Genomic DNA, 23,861 nt, shown 5'->3' with positions numbered 1-23,861 from the left:
TCTAGAACGCCGCGGCGACCTCCGCCTCCGTGAATCCGTAATCCGAGAGGGCATACCGATGTTGGGGCCGACGTGCGCCCGACGCGCTCTCGGCATCAAGGGCGACCATCGCGGCGCGCGCCGGTTCCGAGATGTCGGTGCCCAGCGCCGCATACACGCGTTCGACGGTCCCGAGCGGGTCTGCCCGCAGGTCGTCGAAGTCGACGTCGAGGAACTGCGCCTCGTCGTATTGCGCACGCGCCTGCGAGAATTGGTGCAATCCACGTGACCAGAGGTCGAGTTGTGTACGTCCGATCGTGTCGCCGACGAAGACAGTCGACCACCCCGGAGTGGCGTGTTCGGCGAGACTGCACATCGACGCGATGCTCGTCTCCGGCGCGCGATGCGTCTGGATCACCAGCGCGTCGGGATACACCGCCATCAGCGCGTCGAGGGCGAAGAGATGACTCGGGTTCTTCAGCACCCATCGTTTCCCGCGATCGTTCGAGCCGATCATCTGAAGATTTCGACGATGCCGCGCGTAGGCCGGTGTCCAGTCCTGCTCAGCGAGCCACCTCGAGTACGTCGGCACGTAGGCGAGCGATTCGTACGAGATCGACATGATGCTCTGCCGCAACAACTGCCAGCACTCCTCGACCTCACTGGCGTCGAGATAGTGCAGACCCATGAATTCCGGATTCTCGACGTGGTGTTGCGCGATACCCGCGTCGATCTGCTGATAGACCGGATTGGACGCCCACTGCTCGCGCGGCGGCCGCGGCTGCGGAAACTCGGTCAGCCACATCTCGAGTCCCTGGTGCGCGGGGTCGGCGGCGAGCAGTCGATGCAGGGCGGTGGTCCCGGTGCGGGGCAGCCCGGTCACGAAGATCGGACGGGTGATCTCGACGTCGGCGTACGACGGGGTGGCCCGCCACGACGCTTCGCTCATCAGTCGAGCGATCAACGCCCCCTTGAGGAAGATCGAAACATCTTGCTACCGAGCTCGGTGAGGCCCGCTTCGTTCGCGTACGAATCGAGTAGCACGCCGAGCGGCTCGAGGTATGCGTCGTCGCCGAAGTCATCGAGACCCGTTGTCCGCATAGCCGATTCGTGCAGATCGTCGATCGTACCGACGTTGCGCCTGCCGACTGACTCAGTCATGGTATTCCCCACAGTTCACGTCGAGGGTGTGACCGGTGATCGCACTGGCCGCATCGGAGGCGAGAAATACGACGGCGTCAGCGATCTCGTCCGGCTCCGGCAGACGCTTGAGGTCGGAGCGCGCGGCGGTCTGCGCGTAGACGTCGTCCTCGCTGATGCCGTACTTCTTGGCGACCTCGCCGAAGTACCACTTCAGCTGATCGTCCCAGATATAGCCTGGCGCAACGGAGTTCACCCGTATCCGCTTGTCACCCAATTCCGTGGCCAACGTCTGCGACATGGCGAGCAGCGCCGCCTTCGCCAACTTGTAACTGCCATAGCGCGGTTCGGAGTGTCGGATGACCATCGAGTTGATGTTGACTATCGCGCTCGTCGCTCGCGGCGAAGGAGATTCCGACGCCGCGTCGGCAAGCGCGGCGGTGAAGGCTTTCACGACGCGCAGCGTCCCGAGTACGGTCAGCTCGATACTCGCGTTGATCTGCTCGAAGTCAGTGCGGGCCAACGGCTTCATAGACGGAACCGCGAAGGCATTGTTCACGACGACGTCGACCCGTCCGAACTCGGCAAGAGTGGCAGCGACCAACTGGTCGACCGCGTCGTCGTCGGTGATGTCGGTGGGGACGACAAGCGAGCGACCGCCGGCAGCGTCTACCTCCGCGGAGATCTCCTTGAGCCGCGACTCGGTTCGCGCGGCGAGCACCACGCGAGCGCCGTGTGCTGCCGCGCGCAGACAGATTGATCGGCCGAGTCCCGGCCCAACCCCGGACACGACGACCACCTTGTCGTCGAGCAGCCCCGCACGCGCCATCTCGGTCATCCCAGCATTCTCTCTGCAAAGCCGCGCTGGCGGAGGGCAATTCGCGCAGCCCAGCCCGCGGGGTCGAGCCTGTTGTCGTCGAGGTAGGGCAGATGATCGGCGATGTCGCCCGCGTCGACGACCTGTGCCGTCGGCCCCTGTTCCGGCGGGATCGGCACATCTGTTCGCTGCCATCGGAATTGCATGATCCCGACCTCGTGACCGGTGGTCTCGATCCAGTTGGCGACGCCGGGATTGTCGTGTGCGAGCACCAATCGGATCATGCCGTCGCGGTCGACCTGCGCCTGCGCGGAGTTCAGGCTGGTCTGGTGGTTGACGTAGTCGAGCGAGATGTACCACATGCTGCCGAGCTGAAAACCCTGATACGGCGCAGCAGATTTCGGAACCGTGATGATCATGGCCTCACCGGGCAGCAGTCTGAAATGCCCGACGGAAGAATACTGCGTCGACAATCCACCGGGGGTGAGCCGCGGCGGCGTGAAGGTGTTGACCGGCTCGTCGAGGTAGAACCACTTCGGAAAGTTGAACCAGGTATTCAGCCGTGCCAGGAGCATCTTGCCCGCGGTGGCGTACCGTCGCTGCACCCGCGCGAGGTCGAGGTCGGCGGGGGCGCTGCCCACCGTGTCGACCCGCTCGATGGCGATCTCTCCCCTACGCTGCGACCAGTCGGAATACACCTCACGCACCGCGAGCATCGACGCTCCGTCGCCGAGGGCGAAGTAGTCGTCGCGCGCAGATGCAGCGGACAGATCCGGCCCGAAGGTGATCTCGAACGTCCCGTGGGAGTTGATCGGAATCCGCCGGTCGTCGAAGGCGTCGTCACCGCCGGGCACTTCGCTTGGTGTGTAGTCGCCGCGGAGTACCTGGAAGCTCAGATCCGTTGTGCTGCCGCGTCGTCCCCAGACCCGATACGTTGCGTTCGGCTCGATGTCTGCGTGGAGGTAGAGGGTGTCCGGGTTGTCGAGGCCAATCTTGGTGGTCGGTCCCGTTGAGGTCACGAACCCGGGATGGGTTCGACTGCGCGCTCGCGCCAATTGCAGTGTCGCCGCGATGCTTCCGGCCAGGTAGTCGAATCCCTCTGCGAGATCGGCCTCCGTGAGTGCGAAGTCGGCATTGGCGATCAATGTCTGCGCCTGTGTGATGGCGTCGGTGAAGGGACCGGTGACGTCGACTGTTCGCGAGATGGGGGTCGTCGTCACAGCCACGTGTCTCCTCCGGTCCATGTCAGGAAGTTGTCTAGCTCGGCCTGCGCTGGGGTGACCCGCGGATGCTCGGTCGAGAGATAGCCACCCCGGTAGAAGAGAAGCGGCTTGTCCTGCAACACTTCTCCGAGTGTCAGCACCCGACCGATCACGATGTGGTGGTCGCCGCCGTCGTCGACGCGTTCGACGGAACACTCGACCCACGTCAAACCGTGTCTGATGACGGGGAGTCCTGCAGGCGACGGGTCCCAGGCGATTCCCGCGAACTTGTCGTCGCCCGGTGCACCGAACGCCGCACTGACATCCTGCTGCCGGTTGGAGAGGATGTTGACGCAGAAGCTCCCGTTCTCCTCGATCACCCGCCAGGTCCGCGACGTCTTCTGCGGGCAGAAGAGCACGAGCGGCGGATCGAGCGAGAGCGCCGCGAACGACTGACAGGCGAACCCCGACGGCGCCCCGTCAGCGGTGAGCGTGGTGATGACCGTGACGCCGGTACAGAACTGCCCCATCGCGGTGCGGAACTGACGTGTGTCGAAATCACTTGACCCGTACGGTGTCGCAGCCATCTGGGCGCTCGCCCTCCCGTTCACTGGTTCTTGAATCCGACGGTGAAGTCGTGTCCCCACAAGCTCACCGCGGTACTCTCCCTCGCCACCCACTCGCCGTCGTCGACCTGCCGTCCCTCACAGCCGAATTCGACGTCGAATCCGCCGGGCGTCTTCATGTAGAACGAGAGCATCAGGTCGTTGACGTGGCGTCCGAGAGATGCCGACATCGGCACCTTTCGACGCAGCGCCCTGTCGAGGCAGAGCCCGACGTCGTCGGACTCACCGACCTCGACCATGAGGTGCACGATGCCCGTCGCGTTCGGCATGGGCAGGAACGCGAGCGAATGGTGTCTCGGGTTGCATCCGAGGAAGCGCAGCCACGGAACCTCGTCGCCCTCTTCGCGACCCACCGCCTGCGGTGGGAGTCGCATCGAGTCACGCAGCTTGAAGCCGAGGACATCGCGATAGAAGGCCAGTGCTGCTTTGTCGTCGTCGCAGGTGAGTACGACGTGGCCGAGTCCCTGGTCGCCGGTGACGAACGAGTGCCCGTACGGGCTGACGACGCGCCGATGTTCCAGTGCCGCACCGTGAAATACCTCGAGGGTATTGCCCGCCGGGTCGTCGAAGATGATCATCTCGTCGACCCGACGGTCGAGGCGTTCCTCGTCCTTGCCCTCGCGGAAGATCACGCCCGCGGATGCGAGACGGTCCCGAACATCCTGCAGCGCTTGCGCATTCGGACATTCCCAGCCGGTGCTGCCGAGATGGTCGCGGTCGGACGGCACGATGACTAGTCGCGCGGGAAAATCGTCCATGCGCAGATAGAGGGCATCGGGCGTTGCACCCTTGCCCTCGATCATGCCGAGGACCTTGAGTCCGTATTCGCGCCACGCGGCCATGTCGGTGGCCTCGATGCGCATGTAGCCGAGGGAACTGATGGGGCTGTCGCTCATCGTTTCAGGTGCTCCACTCAGACCATCGTGTCGCCGACGGGAATCCCGAACTCCCCGTTGCCGAATGCGACGTAGGCCCGCTCGGGGTCGTTGGCGGCGTGGACGCGACCCGCGTGGGCATCGCGCCAGAATCGCTGGATGGGCGTGCCGTTCTCAAGGGCGTGTGCACCCGAGTTCTCGAACAGCGTGTCGATCGAGGCGATCGCCCGCCCGGTGGCCCGTACCTGGTCGCGACGTGCGGCGAGCCGCAGTTCCATCGGCACTTCCTCGCCGCGCAAGATGTAGTTGTATTCGTCGGCGAGATTGCCCGACAACTGTCGCCACGCCGCGTCGATATCGCTTGCCGCACCGGCGATCCGGACCTTCGCGAACGGATCGTCCTTGGCCTTCTCTCCCGCATAGGCCGCACGTACACGCTTGCCCTGATGTTCGACATGCGCGGCGTACGCCCCGTATGCCATACCGACGATCGGCGTCGAGATGGTGCTGGGATGAATTGTGCCCCAGGGCATCTTGTACACCGGAGCGGTGTTGCGCTCGAGCCCTGGCGCCTGACCCATCCCCATCGTGCGGTAACTGAGCATGCGATGCCGTGGCACGAAGACGTCCTTGACCTCGATCGTGTTCGAGCCGGTGCCCCGCAGCCCCACCACGTTCCAGACGTCCTTGATGTTGTAGTCCTCGCGCGGAATCAGGAAGCTGACGAAGTCGACGGGCTTGCCGTCCTTGATGACCGGACCACCGACGAACACCCAGTCGGCGATGCCACTACCCGACGACCACGCCCACGACCCGTTCACGACGTACCCGCCGTCGACAACCTGGCCGGCACCCATCGGGGCATACGACGACGAGATGCGCACCGACGGATCGGAGCCCCAGACGTCTTCCTGCGCCTGCTGATCGAACAGTGCGAGGTGCCAGTTGTGGACGCCGATGATGCCCGAGACCCACCCGGTCGATCCACATGCACTGCCGATCCTGCGCACTGCCTCGTAGAACGTGACCGGGTCGGCCTCGTATCCACCCCACTGCGACGGCTGCAGGAGCTTGAAGAAGCCCGCGTCGTCGAGGCTGGACACCGTTTCGTCGGGGATCTGGCGGAGGTCCTCGGTCTGCTGCGCCCGCTGCTCGATCTCGGGCAGCAGCGCGTTGATCTTCTCGAGCACCTGTGCAGCTGCGTCTGCCCGGTCGGCGCTCGTCTGCGCGTCCGGCGCCACCGATTGAAGTGCTGACGGCTCATGTGCTGGCATCTGGCCCGGCTCCTACCTGTCGATTCGCGTTCGTGAGACACTGGTTTCAAATCTGAGATTAGAACAGGTTCTAGTTTTTGTCGAGATATTGGGAAACACAGGACCTTGGCCCCATGTACTGCTGCGATCGAGCGGCGCAGAGTCGATGTGGACACGAATACTGGAACCTGTTCTAGTATTCGATGAAGAGCGAACCGCACAGCACAGCCCCGAGATCAAGGAGCGCCCGAGATGACCGTCACCCCACGACCCGCTGCACACACCGGAGCATCCGGTGCGGCACGCGACAGTGACGTGCGCGAGATCGACACCGGGGTACCCCCGACGCGGTTCGCGCGCGGCTGGCACTGCCTGGGTCTGCTGTCCGAGTTCGACGACGGCGAGCCACACTCGATCACCGTGTTCGGCACCAAACTTGCGCTGTGGATACACGACGGCGAGGTCAACATCCTCGACGCGTACTGCAGGCACATGGGCGGCGATCTCAGCCAGGGCTCGATCCGCGACGGCAACGTCGCATGCCCGTTCCACGGCTGGATGTGGAAGGGCAACGGGCGTTGCGCAGGCGTGCCGTACGCGAAGCGCAATCCCAAACTCGCCAAGACTCGTTCGTGGCCGACGATGATCCGCAACGGACAGGTTTTCGTCTACAACGACCCGGAGGGCAACCCGCCACCGGATGACTGCGTCGTCCCGGAACTCGACGAGGTCGGTAGCGACGCCTGGACCGGATGGACCTGGAACCGCCTGGTGATCGAGGGTTCCAACTGCCGCGAGATCATCGACAACGTCGTCGACATGGCGCACTTCTTCTACGTCCACTACGCGCTGCCCGACTACTTCAAGAACGTCTTCGAGGGCGAGACCGTCGCGCAGTACATGAACTCCCACGGCCGACCCGACATCGACTTCGGCAGCGGATACGCCGAGAGCCGACTCGAATCGATGGCCGCCTATTACGGGCCGTCGTACATGCTGAACCCGATGGTCCAGTTCTACGGCGACTTCAAGATCGAGACCATCCTGACCAACTGCCACTACCCCATCGACGCCAATTCGTTCGTCCTGATGTACGGCGTGATGGCCAAGGTGCCCGAGGGCATGACGGGTGAGCAGGCGTCGCGGATGGCCCACAAGATCTCCAAGGGCGTCGAGGTCGGGTTCCTGCAGGACGTCGAGATCTGGAAGAACAAGACGCGCATCGACAACCCACTCCTCGTCGAAGAAGACGGTCCGGTCTACCAGCTTCGACGCTGGTACGAGCAGTTCTACGTCGACAAGGCCGACGTCACGGACGAGATGACCCAGCGCTTCGAGTACGAGATCGACACCACCAAGGCCGTCGAGAACTGGAGCATCGAGGTGGCCGAGAACCTGCGCCGCAAGCAGGAACGCGAGGCGGCAGAGGCTGCGGCTCCTGAAGATTCCTCCGCGGACAACTCGTCCGACACCGACACGCGCGTCTGAGCATGACCAGGGCCGCCGATCGCATCGAGGAGGGCGAGACCCCACGGGGCGCCTCACCCGCCCTCGCCGGGTGGTCGAAGGCACCCGACTTCGGCGACGACCCGCAGCGTCGGGCCGCGGTCCACGAGTCGACGGCACGCGACCGCGAACACTACCTTCGCGGCGGCATGACCGAGATCGAGTGCCGCGGATGCCATGCGTGCGTGCTGGTCAAGAAGACCAGCTCGCACCACACCAGCGTGCAGTGGAACGCCGACGCCCGGGAGCGGTGCAACGAACTCGCCCGCATACGTGCCGAGGGCGGGAATCCGGCGCTCGTCCCGACCTGCTCACGACTGTCGGCGAGCATCGATCACGGTGTCGCAGAAGGGATCATCCCGGCGGAGTCGCCGGAGTCCGATCCCGACGGGTACTGGTGAGCACTGCTGTGGCGCTGACAAACACCACGCCGACGGCCACCAGGATCGCGACGACGAGCACCGCGATCACGCCGTAGCCCGGTTGGAGGATCTGTTCGCCCGGCGCGAGGTCGAGGGTGCTGGTCACCGCGTCGTCGAGCAGTCGTCCGGACGGGTCAGCAACCACGAATCCCGCGGCCACCGCGGCTCCGACCGCGGCGAGCCCGATCACTGAAAGTGCGATCGGACGCAGCCGACGACGCCACCAGCCCACTGCCGCGACGGCAGCGATCACCGCACCCAGGATGATGGTGACCAGCCCCGGGCGTTGCGTGTGCGCTTCCAGAAATGCGACGTCTTCCGGCGCCGCACCCGGCACCGATACGCGCCCGACACCGGAGATCTTGGAGTTGAGCCCCTGGCTGGAGTCGCCCCACGACACCAGACTGAACGCGACGATCAGCAGGCCGGACACCGCGAAAAGCGGCCATGCGAGTGCGCGCGCACGTTCTGTCATGGGGTCAAGCGTGCCACCCCGGGTCTCGCTCGCGTACCGACCTCCGGTGTTCGCCGACGCCGCCGATGACTTTTCGCGAGGATGGAGGTCAGTACCAGCGTCCGAGACCAGCGACCACAGAGAAGAGCCACTGCCATGACCGAATACACCGCTCCCCCCGGCGCACCTGTCTGGTTCGACCTGATGAGCAGCAACACCGCCAAGGCGATCGACTTCTACAGCGACCTGTTCGGGTGGAAGGTCGAGGATCCGAACCCCGACTTCGGCGGATACCAGAACTTCACTCTCAACGGTCACCGCGTCGCCGGCCTGATGCCCGCCATGGGCGAAGGGTCGGTGCCCAACGTCTGGTCGTCGTACCTTCGCACCGACGACCCCGAGGCCACTCTCGAGCTGGTCAAGGCAGCGGGCGGATCGGTCATGCTGCCTCCGATGGAGGTCGGCGAGGAGGGCACGATGGCCGTGGCGGTCGACGCCGCGGGCGCGGTGATCGGCTTCTGGAAAGCCAACAAGCACAAGGGCTTTGCCGAGTGGGGCGTCCACGGCGCCCCGTACTGGTTCGAGTGTGTGAGCCAGGACTACACCAAATCGGTGGTGTTCTACCCCGAGGTCGTCGGCGCGCGCGTCGAGTCTGTCATCGACAACAGCGCCGTCGAGATCGTCGAGCCGGGCAGCCCGCTGCGGTACGCGCAGGTCTTCTTCGGCGACATGGCCTACGCCGGAATCATGGACGCAGCCAACCTGTTTCCGCCGGAACTGCCCTCCTTCTGGCAGATCTACATCTGCGTCGACGACGTACCCGCGACCGTCAAGCGCGCCGAGGAGCTCGGCGGCTCGGTCATCATGCCCGCCACGGACACGCCGTACGGCACCCTCGCCACGGTGCACGACCCCAACGGCGCACTGATCTCGCTGGGGCACCCGCCGGCCGGGATGTAACCGCGCTCCAGACGCGGCTCGAACTTGCAGACGCTGTCGGTGTACCAGCCGCGTCTGCAGGTTCGGGCCGCGTTTGGGCATTAGGGGAACCGCCGGGCGGTCGTGCGCGTCGGAGCTGTCATGACCCCGTTCATCGCAGACGACCACGGCATCATCTACCGCAAGAAGGCACTGGCCGACGGCTTCACCGACGACGATCTGCGCCGAGCGTGCCGACGCGGCGAGATCGTCCGTGTCGGCCGCGGCGCCTTCGCGCCCGCCGAGAAACGCACACCCGACGACGCGCACCGGCTCACCGTGATCGCGTCGGCCACGCTCGGCATCGTCGCGGGAGTGGTGACCCACCAGTCGGCCGCCGCAATGCACAGGCTGCCGATGCTCAAACCCAACTTCGCGCGCCTGCACGTGACCACCGGCGACGCCAACCACGGCGGACGTACGGCCACCAGGCACACGCACGTCGGAGTGGTCGCGCCCAGCGAGACAGTCGACGTCGACGGTGTGCTGGTCAGCTCGCTCGAACGAACAGCCGTCGACATCGCATGCACGAGCCCGATGGGCTTCGCCGGCGCACTCGCAGTGCTCGACGCCGCGCTGCGCCTCGGCGCCGACCGCAAGGTCATGCGCAAGATGCTGCGGGCCACGCGTCGGGGCGTCGGACAGGCGCGCCGTGCGCTCGCACACGCCACCGCCGACGCGGAGAGTCCCGGCGAGTCGTGGTGTCGGGCGCAGATCATCGAGGCGGGCCTTCCGATTCCGCGTCTGCAACACGAGTTCCGCGATCAGGACGGGTTCGTCGCGCGCAGCGACTTCGACTGGTCGGGGCTGCTCGTCGGGGAGTTCGACGGAAAGGTGAAGTACCAGAAGTACTTACGGGACGGCGAAGACGCCACCGACGCCGTGGTCCGGGAGAAGAAGCGCGAGGACCGACTGCGCCGACTCGGCGTCATGGTGATCCGCTGGACCTGGGCCGACCTCGAGCGGGGCACCGTCGCCGCGTCGGTCCGGCAGTGGCTGACCAAACTGCAGCTCGACGTGGCGTGAGCGGATCGTCGAACTCCAGACGCGGCTCGAACCTGCAAACGCGGCTGGTGTACCAGCCGCGTCTACACGTTCGGGCCGCGTTTGGGCGAACGCGGAACCCCTCAGACGCCGGCGTTCGCGTCGGCCTTCTTGCGCAGCTCGAGGGCGATGTCGATGAGCTGATCCTCCTGCCCGCCAACGAGTTTGCGGTTGCCGGCCTCGAGCAGGATGTCCGCCGCGGAGACGCCGTACCGTTCGGCGTGCCCCTCGGCGTGCTTGAGGAACGAGCTGTAGCAGCCTGCGTAGCCCATCATCATCGACGAGCGGTCGACCAGGCACTCCGACGGCATGGCGGGCCGCACGACGTCTTGCGCGGCGTCGGCGATCTTCATGAAGTCGACGCCCGTGGTGATCCCGAGCTTGTCGCACACTCCGACGAAGGCCTCCGTCGGCGTGTTTCCCGCGCCCGCACCGAAACGTCGGATCGAACCGTCGATCTGCTGTGCACCCGCCCGAATGGCGTTGATGGAGTTGGCAACCGCGATGTCGAGGTTCTCGTGGCCGTGGAAGCCGACCTGGGCGTCGTCGCCGAGTTCGGCCACCAGTGCCTGCACGCGAACGGTGACGTCCTCGAGCACGAGCGCACCGGCGGAGTCGACGACGTACACGCACTGGCAGCCGGCGTCGGCCATGATGCGCGCCTGCGCGGCAAGCACTTCCGGCGGCTGACTGTGACTCATCATCAGGAAGCCGACGGTTTCCAAACCCAGCTCGCGAGCCAGCCCGAAGTGCTGAATCGACACGTCGGCCTCGGTGCAGTGCGTCGCGATGCGGCAGATCTGGCCGCCGTTGTCCTGCGCGGCCCGAATGTCGTCCTTGGTACCCAGCCCCGGCAGCATGAGGAACGCGATCTTGGCGCGCTGCGCGGTTTCGGCGGCCGCCTTGATCAGTTCCTGCTCAGGGGTTTTGGAGAAGCCGTAGTTGAACGACGACCCGCCGAGTCCGTCGCCGTGGGTCACCTCGATCACCGGGACTCCGGCGTCATCGAGCGCGCCGACGATGGACCGCACCTCGTCGACCGTGAACTGGTGGCGCTTGTGGTGGCTGCCGTCGCGCAGCGACGAGTCTGTGATCCGGATGTCGAGCGTGTCGGAGTACTTGCGCGCGTGCGCCATGAGATCTGTTGTCGCCGTGGTCATGCCGACACCCCCAGCTTCTGCTTCGCGATTTCTTCGCCGACCTTGGTGGCGGCGGCCGTCATGATGTCGAGGTTTCCCGCGTACGGCGGTAGAAAGTCGCCTGCACCCTCGACCTCGACGAAGATCGAGACGCGCGCGTGCCCGCCGTTGAGCACACTGGGCGGATCGAACTGCGGGTCCTGCAGCAGCCGATAGCCGGGAACGTATGCCTGGATGTCCTTTTCGCGCTGATGGATCGACGCGGCGATCGCGTCGGTGTCGGCATCCTCGGGAATCGCGCAGAAGATGGTGTCGCGCATGATCATCGGAGGGTCGGCCGGGTTGAGGATGATGATCGCCTTGCCGCGCTGCGCACCCCCGATCGTCTCGATCCCCTTCGACGTCGTGCGCGTGAACTCGTCGATGTTGGCGCGCGTGCCCGGCCCCGCCGAGACGGATGCCACCGACGCGACGATCTCCGCATACGGCACCGGCACAACCGAACTCACCGCGTGCACCATCGGGATGGTCGCCTGCCCACCGCAGGTGATCATGTTGGTGTTCGGGGCGTCGAGATGCTCACGCAGGTTGGCGGGCGGCACCACCGCGGGCCCGACTGCCGCGGGTGTGAGGTCGACGGCGATGATGCCTGCCTCCTCGTAGCGGGGCGCGTACTCGCGGTGCACGTAGGCCGACGTCGCCTCGAAGATCAGATCGGGCTTCTCCGACGACGCGAGCAACTCGTCGGCGCCGCCGCTCATGGTGATCAGCCCGTGGTCGGCGGCACGTTTCATGCCCTCGGAGTCGGCGTCGATACCGACCATCCAGCGCGGGTCGATGACCTGACTGCGTTCGAGTTTGTACATGAGGTCGGTGCCGATGTTGCCCGACCCGATGATGGCTGCGGTCAGCGTTGCCGCCACGGTGCCTCCTGTGGGTGTGTGGTCGTGGTCTTGACGAAAACTGTTGGGACTCAGTCGAAGTCCAGTGTGACGGTGCCGAGCCCCGCGAACTCTGCGACGACGTGGTCGCCCGGCGCGACGTCGAAGGCCCGTGTCGCGGTCCCGGGAAGTATCAGGTCGCCCTTGCGCAGCCGCACCCCGAAGCCCTCGACCTTGCGCGCGAGCCACGACACCGCGTTGAGCGGATGCCCGAGCACCGCAGACGAATTGCCCTTCGCGACAACCTCACCGTTGCGGTGCAGCACCGCGTCGACGTCGCCGGTGTCGATATCGCCGATGGCCACCCGCTGCTCGCCGAGAATCCATCCGCACGACGACGCGTTGTCGGCGATGGTGTCGCAGAGTGTGATCTTCCAGTCCGTGATCCGCGAGTCGATGAGTTCGATAGACGGCACCACCCACTCGACGGCGGCGATGACGTCGTCGTTTGTGCACCCCTCGCCCGGCAGGTCCTTGCCGAGGATGAACCCGACCTCCACCTCGACCCGCGGGAAGCAGAGCCGAGCCGTGTCGATGGGGGTCGACTCGTAGTACTGCATGGTGTCGAGCAGATGCCCATAGTCGGGTTCGTCGACGCCCATCATCTTCTGCATGGCTTCCGACGCAAGGCCGACCTTGTGCCCCGCGACCTTCGCGCCCGCATCGAGACGCTTGCGGATATTGATCAGCTGGATCTCGTAGGCGTCGACGACGTCGAGGTCGGGATGGGTGTCGGTTGGCCGCTCGATGGCGGTTGCGGTCTGTTCTGCTGTCCACAGATCCGCCGCGATCTGCTCGCGAGTTGCCTTGTCGACGGCCACTTCTGCTCACTTCCGGGGTCGGTACGGCTCACATCTACCGCGGCGAGCACACAGGCCACCACGGCATGAACACGTTCTAGTTTAGAACATGTTCCAGTTTTGCGGCAGTCCCTTCGGCGCCCCACCCGCGCTTCCGTCCACGCCTCAGTCGATGACGGCCGTGCTGAACGTCGGCGGGTCGCCGAGCATCGCGCGATGCGACGGCGGCTGTCGGCCGTCGGCGTCGACGACGCCGTACTCGGCGGCGAGTTCCGCCGCGATGAGCACGCGCCCGCTCCGCGACATCAGATCGGGATCGTCGGCGAGCGCGGCGATGACCCGCCCGACGAACTCCGGCGATTCGGCGTTGGCGGCGAGACCGGCATACGCATCCGGGTGATCGGCGAATGCCGCGCGGGTGCGCTCGGTCAGCAGCAGGCCCATCCACAGCGAGATCACGGCGACGTCATGCGGCCGGAAGTCGACGGCCATGTCGTGAGCCAGTTTGTCGACGGCAGCCTTGCCCGCGCCGTACGCGGGTCCGTGCATGTAGCACGCGCCACCGAAGGACGAGGTGTTGACGATCAAGCCCGAGCCGCGGTGCACCAGAAGCGGTGCGGCGTAATAGCTTGCGACATACGTCGACCGCATTCCGACGTCGAACAGGTCGGTCAGCGAGAGCGGCTTGCTCCAGAACGGGCCCTTCGTCGTCAATGCGTCCGGAAGGGTCAGCGCGTTGTTGACCAGGATGTCGAGGCAGCCGCCGTTCTCGTCGCCGACCCGCTCGAACAGTGCGGCGACGGCGGCGTCGTCGGCGTGGTCGAGCACCATCGGGACACCGACGCCGCCACGAGCGCTCACCTCGGCAGCGGTCGAGTTCACCGAACCGGGCAGTGCACTGTCGCCGTCGTTCTCGGTCCGCCCGGTCACGTATACCGTGGCCCCGGTCGCACCCAGCGCGAGCGCGATTCCCCTGCCCGCACCCCGGCTCGCCCCGGTCACGACAGCCACTCGACGTTGCTCCATGCGCACCGACTCTCCCACACCCTGGCGCCACATTTCTGAAACGTGTTCTAATTCGTATAGAGAACACGTTCCACCACGGAGCACGAAGGGAACCCGATGGCAGGCGAGCGCGAGCAAGAACAACCAGAGACCTACGACGTCGTCGTCGTGGGTGCGGGCGCGGCAGGGCTCAGTGCCGCGATCACCGCTGCGGCGCAGGGCCTCACGACGGTGATCATCGAGAAGTCGCCGTACTGGGGAGGCTCGACGTCGCGCTCGGGTGGCGGCGTCTGGATCCCCAACAACTCCGTATTGAAGCGCGACGGCGTCGACGACACACCCGACCGGGCCCGCGAGTACGTCAAGGCCATCATCGGCGAGCACGCACGCGAGGACCGCATCGACGCCTACATCGACCGTGGCCCCGAGGCGCTGGACTTCCTCATGAAGCACGCCCCTCTCGACCTCGAGTGGGTGAAGAACTACTCCGACTACTACCCGGAGGCGCCGGGCGGCCGTATCGGCGGGCGCAGCGTCGAACCTCGCCCCTTCGATGCACGAGCACTCGGCGACGACCTCGACACCCTGCACCCGCAGTACACCAAGGCGCCGCTGAACATGGTTGTGCTGCAATCGGATTACCGCTGGCTCAACACCGGCATACGCCATTGGCGCGGCCCGGCGCGGATGGCCAAGGTCGGCGGCCGATTCTTCTGGGCACGCTCGCGCGGTAAGAAACTCATCGCGATGGGCGCAGCGCTCGCCGCCGAGCTGCTGCTCGGAGTTCGGCAGGCCGGCGTTCCCCTGCGACTGAACACCGGCCTCGTCGACCTTCTCACCGACGACGGCCGCATCGTCGGGGTCAGAGCGGAATCCGACGGCAAGCAGTTCGACATCCGCGCCGAGAAAGGCGTGATCCTCGCGTGTGGCGGATTCGAGCACAACGTCGAGATGCGCCGCAAATACCAGCGCGAACCGATCGGGTCCGACTGGACGACGGGCGCGCCGTCGAACACCGGTGACGGCATCAACGCGGGCATCAAGATCGGCGCCGCGGTGTCGCTGATGGACGACGCCTGGTGGGGACCGACCATTCCCCTGCCGCGCGGGCCGTGGTTCGCACTCTCCGAACGCTCGGTCCCCGGCACGTTCATCGTCAACATGCGCGGCGAACGATTCATGAACGAATCGCTGCCCTACGTGGAGGCCGTGCACCAGATGTACGGCGGCGAGTTCGGCCAGGGCGAGGGCCCGGGAGAGAACGTGCCCGGTTGGCTGATCTTCGACCAGACGTGCCGCAACCGGTATCTCTTCGCGGGGATCAACGCGCGACAACCGTTGCCCAAGAAGTGGTTTGACTCCGGGGTCGTCGTCAAGGCCGACACGATCGCCGAGCTCGCCGACAAGATCGGCGTTCCCGCCGACGCACTGACCGCGACAACCGAACGCTTCAACGGATTCGCGAAGTCCGGCGTCGACGCCGACTTCCATCGCGGCGAGAGCGGCTACGACCACTACTACGGCGACATCACCAACAAGCCCAACCCGAGCCTCGGGCTGGTCCGCAAGGCGCCGTTCTACGCGGTCAAGATGGTGCCGGGAGACCTCGGCACCAAGGGCGGCATCGACACCGACGCGACCGGCCGCGCGCTGCGACCGGACGGCTCGGTCATCGAGGGCCTCTACGCCGCGGGCAACACCAGCGCACCGGTCATGGGCCACACCTATGCCGGCCCCGGCGCCACCATCGGCCCCGCGCTCGTCTTCGGGTACCTCGCCGCGCTCGACGCCGCCGCACGCACCGGGCAGGCAACCCCGACGTCGACGACGGCAGGAGCGTAAGCCGTGCCCATCGATCCATCGGTCGCAGTCGGGGCGGAGTTGCCCGAGGTCACCTTCTCGTGGACGGCATCCGACGTCGCGCTCTATCACCTCGCCGTCGGAGCAGCCCGTGATCCGCTCGACGTCGATGGCCTGCGCTACGTCGACGACGCCGCTCCCAAGGTGTTGCCGACCTTCGCGACGGTCGCCGCGACGTTCCACGCTACGCAGGCTCCCACGGCCTCCTTCCCCGGTATCGACATCGATTTGGCGAAGGTCGTCCACGGCAGCCAGCAGACCACCGCGCATCGACCACTGCCGCCGGAGGGCAAGGCGACGACGCGCAAGCGGATCGTCGAGGTCCAGGACAAAGGGTCTGCGGCGGTCATCATCTCCGAGGGCATCACCGTCGACGAGACGGGCGAACCGCTGTGGACCGAGCGGTCGTCGATCTTCGCCAAGGGTGAGGGCGGTTTCGGAGGTGAGCGCGGGGCGTCGAGCAAGGTCGCCTATCCCGACCGAGCACCCGACGCGATCCTGCAGGTCCCCACGCTGCCGAATCAGGCGCTGCTCTACCGGTTGTGCGGCGACCGCAACCCACTGCACTCCGACCCGGCATTCGCCGCGGCCGCCGGATTTCCGCGGCCCATCCTGCACGGCCTGTGCACGTATGGATCGGTGTGTCGGGCCGTCGTCGACGGACTCCTCGGCGGTGAAGTCGTTGCGGTAGCCGACTTCTCGGCAACCTTCGCGGGCGTGGTGTTCCCGGGTGAGACGCTCGACGTTGCCGTGTGGGACGAGGCCGACAGGCTCCTGGTGACGGCCTCGGTGATCGAACGCGACAATGCCCCGGCGCTGGCGAACGTGGTTGTCGAGAAACGCCGCTGAGCGTCCGATGGGAGTAGCGGACGCGACGTCGTAGGTGGATGCCGCCAGCGCGCACCATCACAGTCGGAACCGATAAGGTCACTGACGGTCATTCCCGCTACCTCCCGTGGCTGCGCCACGGGCCATGAAGGAGATTCGATGAGCGATTCGCTGCAGTCACTGCTCGGAGCCAACCGTCCGGCAGTGGTCAACGATTTCGTCGGCGTCATCGACGCCGAGGTGTCGGAGCAGAAGGGTCTCAGCGGCGCCGCCGTCAAAGCGGCTTACGGCGCTGTCCAAAAGATCAAGCCGGACATCGTGACTCGGGCTACCGACCAGTTGCTGCCCGACTTTCTCAGCGCGCTGCAACCGTTCTGGGACAGCAAGCCTGCCGGCGTCGCGTTCGGTGATCACCTCGCGGCGAATTCCGACGCGGCATCCGAAGCGCTGCTCCAGGTGACCGACGACCAGGTGTCGAACGCCAAGCCTGCGCTCGCGAAGGCGTACAACTCGCTGCGCGGCAAGGCGAAAGGCTATGTGGCCGCGGCACTTCCACGAGTCGGCGCAGTCATCGAGAAGTACGCGGGCTGAGTCCGACGTGTCGGCTGGTCGCGCTAGGCCGCGGAGGTGATGATGAGAACCAACACCACACCGACCGCGATCAGCGCGGCCAGCATCGACAACACCCGCCAGATGTGCAGGCGGACCGGCGTCGTGTCGGTTGCTCGTGAAGATGCGACCTGGGATGAGGCCATGATCTCTCACTTTCGATCGTCCGGGATACCCGCCAGCTACCTGATCGAATACTCCCAGTGTGTTACTACAGTGATAAATGTGTCACATGGTGCAGGAGTTTGTGGCGTTTCCCGGCAGCGTGTCGTGAATAACCTCGACTCGATAGCGACGGGGACTACATGGCCAGGCTGACACGCACGCGACTGACGCGCGAGAACACGCGCGCGGCGTGGCTGATCCTGATCGCCTGCGCTGCGGTCAGCATGGTGGTCGCCGCCATGGCCGCGCTGAACACCGCACTCGCCGACATCGCCATCGACATCGGCGCCGACTCGAGCCAGATGACATGGATCGTCGACGGCTACACGTTAGCCCTTGCGGCACTGCTGCTTCCGGCAGGCGCCATCGGTGACCGCTTCGGGCGACGCGAGGTCCTGATCGTCGGTCTCGTCGTCTTCTCTGTCGCCTCACTGCTGGCGATCTGGACGACCGATCCCACCCAGTTGATCTGCACCCGAATCCTGGCAGGCGTCGCAGCGGCACTCATCATGCCCACCACGCTGTCGCTGATCACCTCCGGTGTACCTGCGGACAAGCGCAGTATCGCGGTGAGCATTTGGGCGGCGGTGGCTGGAGCGGGAGCGATCGCGGGATTCTTCGTCACCGGCGTCCTGCTCGAATTCTTCTCGTGGCACTCGATTTTCATCACTTTCGCGGCGTCGGCTCTGGTGACTGCTCTGCTGTGCCTGACGATCGGAACCTCCCGCGACAGCAATCCTGGACGCTTCGACTTCGGCGGTACCGCCCTATCGGTCTTCGGCGTGACCGGAATCGTCTTCGGTCTTCTCGAAGCACCACACCGCGGGTGGGGCGACGCCCTCGTTCTGGTCGCGCTGATCGGCGGACTGGTGTTGTTGGTCGCGTTCTGCATGGTCGAATTGCGCATCACCGACCCGCTGCTGGACGTGCGCCTCTTCACCAACCGCGCATTCGGTTCCGGCGCACTCTCGGTGGCATTGCAGTTCTTCGCGTCGTTCGGCGCCTTCTATCTGCTGTTGCAACGACTGCAACTGGTGATGGGCTACTCCCCGCTGCAATCGGCTTTCGCACTGATGCCGATGGTCATCGGTGTCAGCGCTTTCGCCCTCGTCGGCAATTGGGTCGCCGTGCGGTTCCACTCGCTGCGTTTCGTCCTCGCCGGCGGAATCCTCGTCGCAGGCATCGGGATGCTGCTCCTCGGGCTCATCGACTACGACAGCTACCCGATGTTCGCGGCGATGACCGGTGTCATCGCGGTCGGTATCGGACTCGCGACCGCACCGTCGACCACGGCCATCATGTCGAACACACCGCTGGACAACCAGGGCGTCGGATCAGCGGTCAACGACACCGCGCGCGAACTCGGTGCCGCCATCGGGATCGCTATCGCAGGGTCACTGCTCGCGGCCGGATACTCGGCCCGAATCGGGGCGACCAGCACGCTCGCACACGACCAACTCGACGCCGCCGGACGCCAACGCATCGCCGCGGGAGACACCGCGGGCGGCCAGGCGCTGCTCGCCCAAGCCGACGAGGCGTCGACTCGCATCGGCAAATCACTCGCGGAGGCCACCGAGGTGGCACACCGGCTTCCCGAGCAGGCGAGCGGTCTGGCGCGGGCCATCCTCGACGGCGCGCAAGACGCGTTCATCACGCCGATGAATCAGGCGTGCGTCGTCCTCGGAGCGGTCCTCCTCGCCGGCTCCGCCGTGTTGCTGTGGCTCGCGCCTCGTCGTGTCGTCGCCGTCACCTACCCCGACAACAAGACCGACCCCGATATGGGGGAACCCGTGACGAAGACCAACGAGTTCGGCTGGGCGGACGACGACAGGCAACGCTCGACGGACAGGTGAGCAGCGTAGGCTCGCTCCGGTGATCGAGGCGAGCAGCGCGTTCGGCACCGTGGTCGCGGTCGTCGTGTTGGTCGTGACCATCGTCGCCACCGTATCGGTCACACGCGTCCCACCCGCTGTTGTCGCCGTGCCGGCAGCCTTGCTCGTCGCCGCGCTGGGTCTCGTCGACTGGCACACCGCCGCGGCAGAGGTTCGGTTCATGCTGCCGACAATCGGGTTTCTCGCGGCCATGCTCGTCGTCGCCGAGATCTGTGCACGCGCAGGTGTTTTCACCTGGGTCGGGGTGGTATTGGCCAGGTGGAGTCGCGGTTCGGCGATCGGATTGCTGCGCATCGTATTCGTGGTCGCTGCCGTGACGACCGCTGTATTGTCCCTCGACACCACGATCGTGCTGCTGACCCCGGTTGCCGTGTTGACCACACGACACATCGGCGCGCGAGTCACACCCATCGCCTACGCGAGCAACCATCTCGCCAACAGCGCGTCGACGCTCCTGCCCGTCTCCAACCTGACCAATCTGCTCGCCTTCGGCGCGGCCGGGCTGTCGTTCACGCGCTTCGCCGCGATCATGGCGTGGCCGTGGGTCGCGGCGATCGTCGTCGAATATCTCGTCTTTCGGTGGTTCTTCGCGGCGGACCTGAGATCGCCCCGCGGGCACGGTGAGGTCGACGATTCTCCCGAGCTCGTCGTATCCGATGCGGCGCAGGATCATTCGGAGGACGTCGAGACGCCACGAGCGCCGCTGCTGACGTTGGGCGCACTCGGCGGGCTTCTCGTGGGATTCGTCGTCGCAGAGCCTCTCGGCGTCCCGCTGGCGGCCGTGGCCGGGATCGGGGCGCTGGCGATGGCGCTGCCGTGGCTGTGGCGAACACCCCGCGCGACCTGCGTCGACGCCGTCCGCGCGGCAGGAGTCCCGTTCCTGATCTTCGTCGCCGCACTGGGCGTGATCATCCTGCCCGTGCGCAACGGCCCCGTGGGTGACCTCTTCTCGACGCTGATGCCGTCCGGGGCAGGCCTTCTCGCGCTGCTGGGAGCCGCGGTGATCGCAGCGGTCGCCGCCAACCTGTTCAACAATCTCCCGGCGACCCTGCTGCTCGTCCCGCTCTTGGCGGGTCAGCCCGCGCTGGTGCTCGCGGTACTGCTCGGCGTGAACATCGGCCCCAACCTGGCCGTGTTCGGTTCGCTGGCCAATCTGCTGTGGCGCGACGTCATGCGTCGACACTCGGCGTCGACGTCGTCTCGTCTCTATCTGTCGCTCGGGCTGGTGTCGGTGCCGCTGACACTCGTCGCCGCAGTACTCGCGCTGTGGGTCGGGCTGCGGGCTTTCGGGTGAGCCCCGGCAGAACTCTCGGCCGTATGGGTCAGCGGAAGAGCTTGTCCACGAACGGGATCGAGTCGACCTTCGACGCGTTGACCGTGCCGCTGTGGTCCTTGTCCGGGTAGAACCGGAACGTCACGGGCTGGTTGTTCGCCTTGAGTCGCGACACCAGGAGCAAGACTCCGGGGGTGTTGACGTCGGTGTCGAGGCCGCCCTGCCCGATGAAGAACGGTTTGTCGTAGCCGGATTCGGGGATACCCATGTAATCGGTGAGTTTCGCCTGGAATCCGGGGATATCGGACAGCGGGCGGCTGAGCAGTTTTCCGGGATCGACCTTCTGCGATCGAACCAGGGCGCCGAGCTCGTTGTCGGAGTCGCACTGGGTCTCGGCTTTGTCGACCCAGTACCGGCCGTACGGGGTCAGGAACGAATTGATGTTCCATTCCGGGAACGACGTACGGAGTCCGGAGAGGATGTACATCACGTAGATCGTCGTGTTGGGCGAGAACCCTCCGAGTCGGACCGGCGACGGACGACCAAGCGCCGCAACGAGATTCTCGATATACGCCGGAACGCCGGTCCCCACAGCACCTCGGTAGTCCAGATCCTTGCCACCGAACTGCGTCGCGTAGCGGGCCGTCGTGATGGCGGCGCCGCCACCCTGCGACTGCCCGACGACCGCCCACTTGCGTGACAACTGCGGATACACCTGCCGTGCAGCCTTCACGCTGTCGACGATGCTGTGCGCCTCGACGCGACCGTTCAGATACGGATGGTTACCCGGCGTGCCGAGCCCGACATAGTCCGAGGCGACCACCGCGTATCCGCGAGACATCCACGAGCCGAGGTACTCCCAGTCACGCTCGACGGCGACCGGACCGCCGATGGAGTACGCGCAGTGATCGGCGAGGCCGGTTGTGCCGTGCGCCCACGCGATCACCGGCCAGCCGCCCTTGGGCGGCGTACCCGGCGGCAGATAGACCGCACCGCTCGACAACGCAGCCGCATCGCGAACACCCTTGGTCCAGTACGTGATCCGCTTCGCGTTGACAGCACCGGGCACCGTGATCCGCGCGGGCAGCGGCTCGGTCGACACCACCGTGCCCGACGGCCCGCTCGGCGCGGCGCTCGCGGGCGGCGCCCCGATCACCGCCGACATCGTCGCGGCGACCACCGCCACCGCCGACACCATCACACCGACCCGACGCCCGACCCTGCTTCGCTTACTCACGATGAACACCGTATACATTGAGCGCCGCCCTCGCTCGGCGACTGCACACTCGGCCGTCTCGAGCGCCCAGTCGACGGTCTCGAGCGCCCAGTCGACGGGTTTTCCCGTCGAGTGGGCGTCTCATCGCGCCGAGTGGGCGTCATACGCCTGCCGACTCCGGGGCAGCTGGCGCTGTGGCCGCGGCGGCTTTCGCCCACTTGTAGTCGGCTTTGCCCGCGGGCGTCCGCTTCACCTCGTCGACGAATACGACGGTCCGTGGGACCTTGTAGCCGGCCAGCGACTCGCGGCAATGGGTCTGCAGGTCTTCGAGAGTCGGCTCCGATTCGCCCTGTGCCACCGCGACCACCGCGCCGACCCGCTGCCCGTACTTGGGATCGGGAATCGGAACGACGAGAGCGTCGGCGACGGCGGGGTGCGCGTGCAGTGTCGCCTCGACCTCCTCGGCGTACACCTTCTCGCCGCCGGTGTTGATGCATTGCGAGCCGCGACCGAGGAACACGATGGTGCCGTCGGCCTCGACTGTCCCCATGTCGCCGAGCACCGAGATGCGTCGACCGTCGGGAAGCGTCGGAAAGGTCTTGGCAGACTTGGCCTCGTCCTTGTAGTAGCCGAGGGGCACATTGCCGATTCGCGCGATGTACCCGACATCGCCTGAGCCCGGGGTGATCTCGTTGAGCGATTCGTCGACCACCATCATCTTGTCGGTCGGCGGCACCCGAAGGTTGCCGTTGTCGTCCATCATGATCTCGCCGTCGTTGCCCGACTCCGACGCTCCGAAGTTGTCACGCAGCACCAGGTCTGGCTTCACCGCGGCCATGCGCTCACGCACGTGTTGCGACCAGATCGCCCCGCCCGAGGTGATCGAGAACAGCGAGGACAGGTCGACGTCGCCTGTGCGGCGCTCGAGTTCGTCGACGAGCGGCATTCCCATCGCGTCGCCGACGATGAGGATGATCTGGATCTGCTCGTCCTCGATGCCCGACACGATTGCGGCCGGATCGAAGTCGCGCATCAGCACCAACCGACCGCCGAGCGTGAGGAAGGTGAACAACGAATACGACGCCGCGCCGTGCATCAGCGGCGCCGCGATGTTGAAGGCGATCGAAGGGAAATCCTTCACCGCCGCACCGACTTCTGCGAGATCCTTGCGCGCCTCGCCATACGGATTGCCACCGGAGATCGGCTTGCGGAAGAAGTCGTCGTGTCGCCAGATCACGCCCTTGGGGTAGCCGGTGGTGCCGCCCGTGTACAGGAGGTAATGCTCGTCGCCGGTTCTCGTCTCGAAATCTCGCGCGTCCGAGAGCTTCTCCGAATCGGAGAACTGTACGACCTGCACAGTGCGTCCGTCCGGCAGATCGTCGGCCGCCGCGCGCAGTTCGTCGACGATCTCCCCGATGACGAATACCGTTCGCACGAGCGGCAGTTCGGGCAGCAACGTGGCAACGCTGCGCTGATGCTCAGGTTCTTCGACGACGATTCCCCGCGAGTCGGAGTTGTCGAAGATGTAGCTCAACTCGGCATTGGTGTAGCGATAGTTGACGTTGACAGGTACTGCGCGCACCTTCAGCAGGCCGAGCAGACTGGTGACGTGTTCGACGCTGTTCTTGAGGAACAGTGACACGTTGTCGTCGAGTCCGATGCCCTGCGCGGCGAACATGTGCGCGACCTGGCTGGAGAGTCGATCGAGCTCTGCATAGCTGATCTGGCGTCCGCCGTAACTGAGGGCTATGCGGTCGGGTACCGAATCGGCGACTGTCTCGAAGACGTCGGCGAGGTTGAATTTCATTGCTGCTGGCTCCTCTTGCTGCACTGCTTG

At 65.8% G+C, this 23,861-nt stretch carries 22 protein-coding genes and 1 pseudogene; 9 read left to right on the top strand and 14 right to left on the bottom strand.

The window, feature by feature from the left end:
• Position 1: 1 nt before the first annotated feature.
• From ABW18_RS04160 to hsaA, 6 genes and pseudogenes are all read right to left on the bottom strand, one after another.
• A pseudogene (locus ABW18_RS04160) lies at positions 2–1,140 on the bottom strand (sulfotransferase family protein).
• A complete protein-coding gene (locus ABW18_RS04155) occupies positions 1,133–1,957 on the bottom strand; it encodes an SDR family oxidoreductase (protein WP_049697736.1) in 825 nt (274 codons plus the stop codon). The pseudogene ABW18_RS04160 and the gene ABW18_RS04155 overlap by 8 nt, the downstream one beginning before the upstream one ends.
• Entirely contained in the window at positions 1,954–3,180 is a 1,227-nt protein-coding gene (locus ABW18_RS04150) for a hypothetical protein (protein WP_082938030.1), read from the bottom strand. The genes ABW18_RS04155 and ABW18_RS04150 overlap by 4 nt, the downstream gene beginning before the upstream one ends.
• Positions 3,153–3,725: a 3-hydroxy-9,10-secoandrosta-1,3,5(10)-triene-9,17-dione monooxygenase reductase subunit gene (gene hsaB / locus ABW18_RS04145; protein WP_049697734.1), complete on the bottom strand. Its 573-nt coding sequence runs from the start codon at positions 3,723–3,725 to the stop codon at positions 3,153–3,155. Before hsaB ends, ABW18_RS04150 begins: the two co-directional genes overlap by 28 nt.
• Before the next feature lie 20 nt (positions 3,726–3,745).
• Complete coding sequence (hsaC, locus tag ABW18_RS04140; protein WP_049697733.1) at positions 3,746–4,660, bottom strand: iron-dependent extradiol dioxygenase HsaC; 915 nt, start codon at positions 4,658–4,660, stop codon at positions 3,746–3,748.
• Between the two features lie 17 nt (positions 4,661–4,677).
• Positions 4,678–5,913, bottom strand: a complete 1,236-nt coding sequence (gene hsaA / locus ABW18_RS04135) for a 3-hydroxy-9,10-secoandrosta-1,3,5(10)-triene-9,17-dione monooxygenase oxygenase subunit (protein WP_049697732.1) — start codon at positions 5,911–5,913, stop codon at positions 4,678–4,680.
• Between the two features lie 231 nt (positions 5,914–6,144).
• Here hsaA and ABW18_RS04130 point away from each other — a divergent pair, with 231 nt between their 5' ends.
• Together ABW18_RS04130 and ABW18_RS04125 are read left to right on the top strand one after the other, a co-directional pair.
• Entirely contained in the window at positions 6,145–7,380 is a 1,236-nt protein-coding gene (locus ABW18_RS04130) for a 3-ketosteroid-9-alpha-monooxygenase, oxygenase component (RefSeq protein WP_049697731.1), read from the top strand.
• A 2-nt stretch (positions 7,381–7,382) separates the two neighbouring features.
• On the top strand, positions 7,383–7,799 hold the full coding sequence (locus tag ABW18_RS04125) for a hypothetical protein (RefSeq protein WP_049697730.1): 417 nt from the start codon (positions 7,383–7,385) through the stop codon (positions 7,797–7,799).
• Here the strand turns inward: ABW18_RS04125 and ABW18_RS04120 are convergent.
• Positions 7,753–8,295 (bottom strand): hypothetical protein, encoded by a 543-nt coding sequence (locus ABW18_RS04120; RefSeq protein ID WP_152929999.1) that lies wholly within the window; start codon positions 8,293–8,295, stop codon positions 7,753–7,755. The genes ABW18_RS04125 and ABW18_RS04120 overlap by 47 nt on opposite strands.
• Before the next feature lie 135 nt (positions 8,296–8,430).
• Here ABW18_RS04120 and ABW18_RS04115 point away from each other — a divergent pair, with 135 nt between their 5' ends.
• Positions 8,431–9,234, top strand: coding sequence for a VOC family protein (locus ABW18_RS04115; RefSeq protein ID WP_049697729.1), 804 nt, complete (start codon positions 8,431–8,433; stop codon positions 9,232–9,234).
• Between the two features lie 120 nt (positions 9,235–9,354).
• On the top strand, positions 9,355–10,278 hold the full coding sequence (locus ABW18_RS04110; protein WP_049697728.1) for a type IV toxin-antitoxin system AbiEi family antitoxin domain-containing protein: 924 nt from the start codon (positions 9,355–9,357) through the stop codon (positions 10,276–10,278).
• Between the two features lie 101 nt (positions 10,279–10,379).
• On the opposite strand, the gene dmpG is transcribed toward ABW18_RS04110, so the two are convergent.
• The 4 genes from dmpG to ABW18_RS04090 form a co-directional block, all read right to left on the bottom strand.
• Positions 10,380–11,456 carry a 4-hydroxy-2-oxovalerate aldolase gene (gene dmpG / locus ABW18_RS04105; RefSeq protein ID WP_049697727.1) on the bottom strand — a complete coding sequence of 359 codons (1,077 nt, stop codon included), beginning with the start codon at positions 11,454–11,456 and terminating at the stop codon, positions 10,380–10,382.
• Complete coding sequence (locus tag ABW18_RS04100; RefSeq protein ID WP_005204120.1) at positions 11,453–12,358, bottom strand: acetaldehyde dehydrogenase (acetylating); 906 nt, start codon at positions 12,356–12,358, stop codon at positions 11,453–11,455. Before ABW18_RS04100 ends, dmpG begins: the two co-directional genes overlap by 4 nt.
• Before the next feature lie 50 nt (positions 12,359–12,408).
• Positions 12,409–13,197: a 2-keto-4-pentenoate hydratase gene (locus ABW18_RS04095; RefSeq protein WP_049697726.1), complete on the bottom strand. Its 789-nt coding sequence runs from the start codon at positions 13,195–13,197 to the stop codon at positions 12,409–12,411.
• Between the two features lie 144 nt (positions 13,198–13,341).
• Positions 13,342–14,202: an SDR family NAD(P)-dependent oxidoreductase gene (locus tag ABW18_RS04090; protein ID WP_231894254.1), complete on the bottom strand. Its 861-nt coding sequence runs from the start codon at positions 14,200–14,202 to the stop codon at positions 13,342–13,344.
• A gap of 96 nt (positions 14,203–14,298) precedes the next feature.
• Between ABW18_RS04090 and kstD the strand changes: the two genes are divergently transcribed.
• The 3 genes from kstD to ABW18_RS04075 all read left to right on the top strand — a co-directional run bounded on the left by kstD (position 14,299) and on the right by ABW18_RS04075 (position 17,460).
• On the top strand, positions 14,299–16,023 hold the full coding sequence (kstD, locus tag ABW18_RS04085) for a 3-oxosteroid 1-dehydrogenase (RefSeq protein WP_049697724.1): 1,725 nt from the start codon (positions 14,299–14,301) through the stop codon (positions 16,021–16,023).
• 3 nt (positions 16,024–16,026) lie between these two features.
• Entirely contained in the window at positions 16,027–16,890 is an 864-nt protein-coding gene (locus ABW18_RS04080; RefSeq protein WP_049697723.1) for a MaoC/PaaZ C-terminal domain-containing protein, read from the top strand.
• Positions 16,891–17,028: 138 nt separating this feature from the next.
• Entirely contained in the window at positions 17,029–17,460 is a 432-nt protein-coding gene (locus ABW18_RS04075) for a DUF6918 family protein (RefSeq protein WP_049697722.1), read from the top strand.
• A 23-nt stretch (positions 17,461–17,483) separates the two neighbouring features.
• On the opposite strand, the gene ABW18_RS22965 is transcribed toward ABW18_RS04075, so the two are convergent.
• Positions 17,484–17,624 carry a hypothetical protein gene (locus ABW18_RS22965; RefSeq protein ID WP_197494559.1) on the bottom strand — a complete coding sequence of 47 codons (141 nt, stop codon included), beginning with the start codon at positions 17,622–17,624 and terminating at the stop codon, positions 17,484–17,486.
• A gap of 159 nt (positions 17,625–17,783) precedes the next feature.
• Here ABW18_RS22965 and ABW18_RS04070 point away from each other — a divergent pair, with 159 nt between their 5' ends.
• Positions 17,784–19,496: an MFS transporter gene (locus ABW18_RS04070; RefSeq protein ID WP_049697721.1), complete on the top strand. Its 1,713-nt coding sequence runs from the start codon at positions 17,784–17,786 to the stop codon at positions 19,494–19,496.
• Between the two features lie 19 nt (positions 19,497–19,515).
• Positions 19,516–20,829 carry an SLC13 family permease gene (locus ABW18_RS04065; RefSeq protein WP_049697720.1) on the top strand — a complete coding sequence of 438 codons (1,314 nt, stop codon included), beginning with the start codon at positions 19,516–19,518 and terminating at the stop codon, positions 20,827–20,829.
• A gap of 28 nt (positions 20,830–20,857) precedes the next feature.
• Here the strand turns inward: ABW18_RS04065 and ABW18_RS04060 are convergent, their stop codons facing one another.
• The gene (locus tag ABW18_RS04060) at positions 20,858–22,063 is read right to left on the bottom strand and encodes an alpha/beta hydrolase family protein (protein ID WP_049697719.1); all 1,206 of its coding nucleotides are present in this window, start codon (positions 22,061–22,063) and stop codon (positions 20,858–20,860) included.
• Positions 22,064–22,184: 121 nt separating this feature from the next.
• Positions 22,185–23,831 carry an AMP-binding protein gene (locus ABW18_RS04055; RefSeq protein ID WP_049698041.1) on the bottom strand — a complete coding sequence of 549 codons (1,647 nt, stop codon included), beginning with the start codon at positions 23,829–23,831 and terminating at the stop codon, positions 22,185–22,187.
• Between the last annotated feature and the right edge of the window lie 30 nt (positions 23,832–23,861).

The sequence above is a fragment of the Gordonia jacobaea genome (genome assembly GCF_001186365.1).
Classification (GTDB): domain Bacteria; phylum Actinomycetota; class Actinomycetes; order Mycobacteriales; family Mycobacteriaceae; genus Gordonia; species Gordonia jacobaea.
This window is presented reverse-complemented; position numbering and strand designations above follow the sequence as displayed.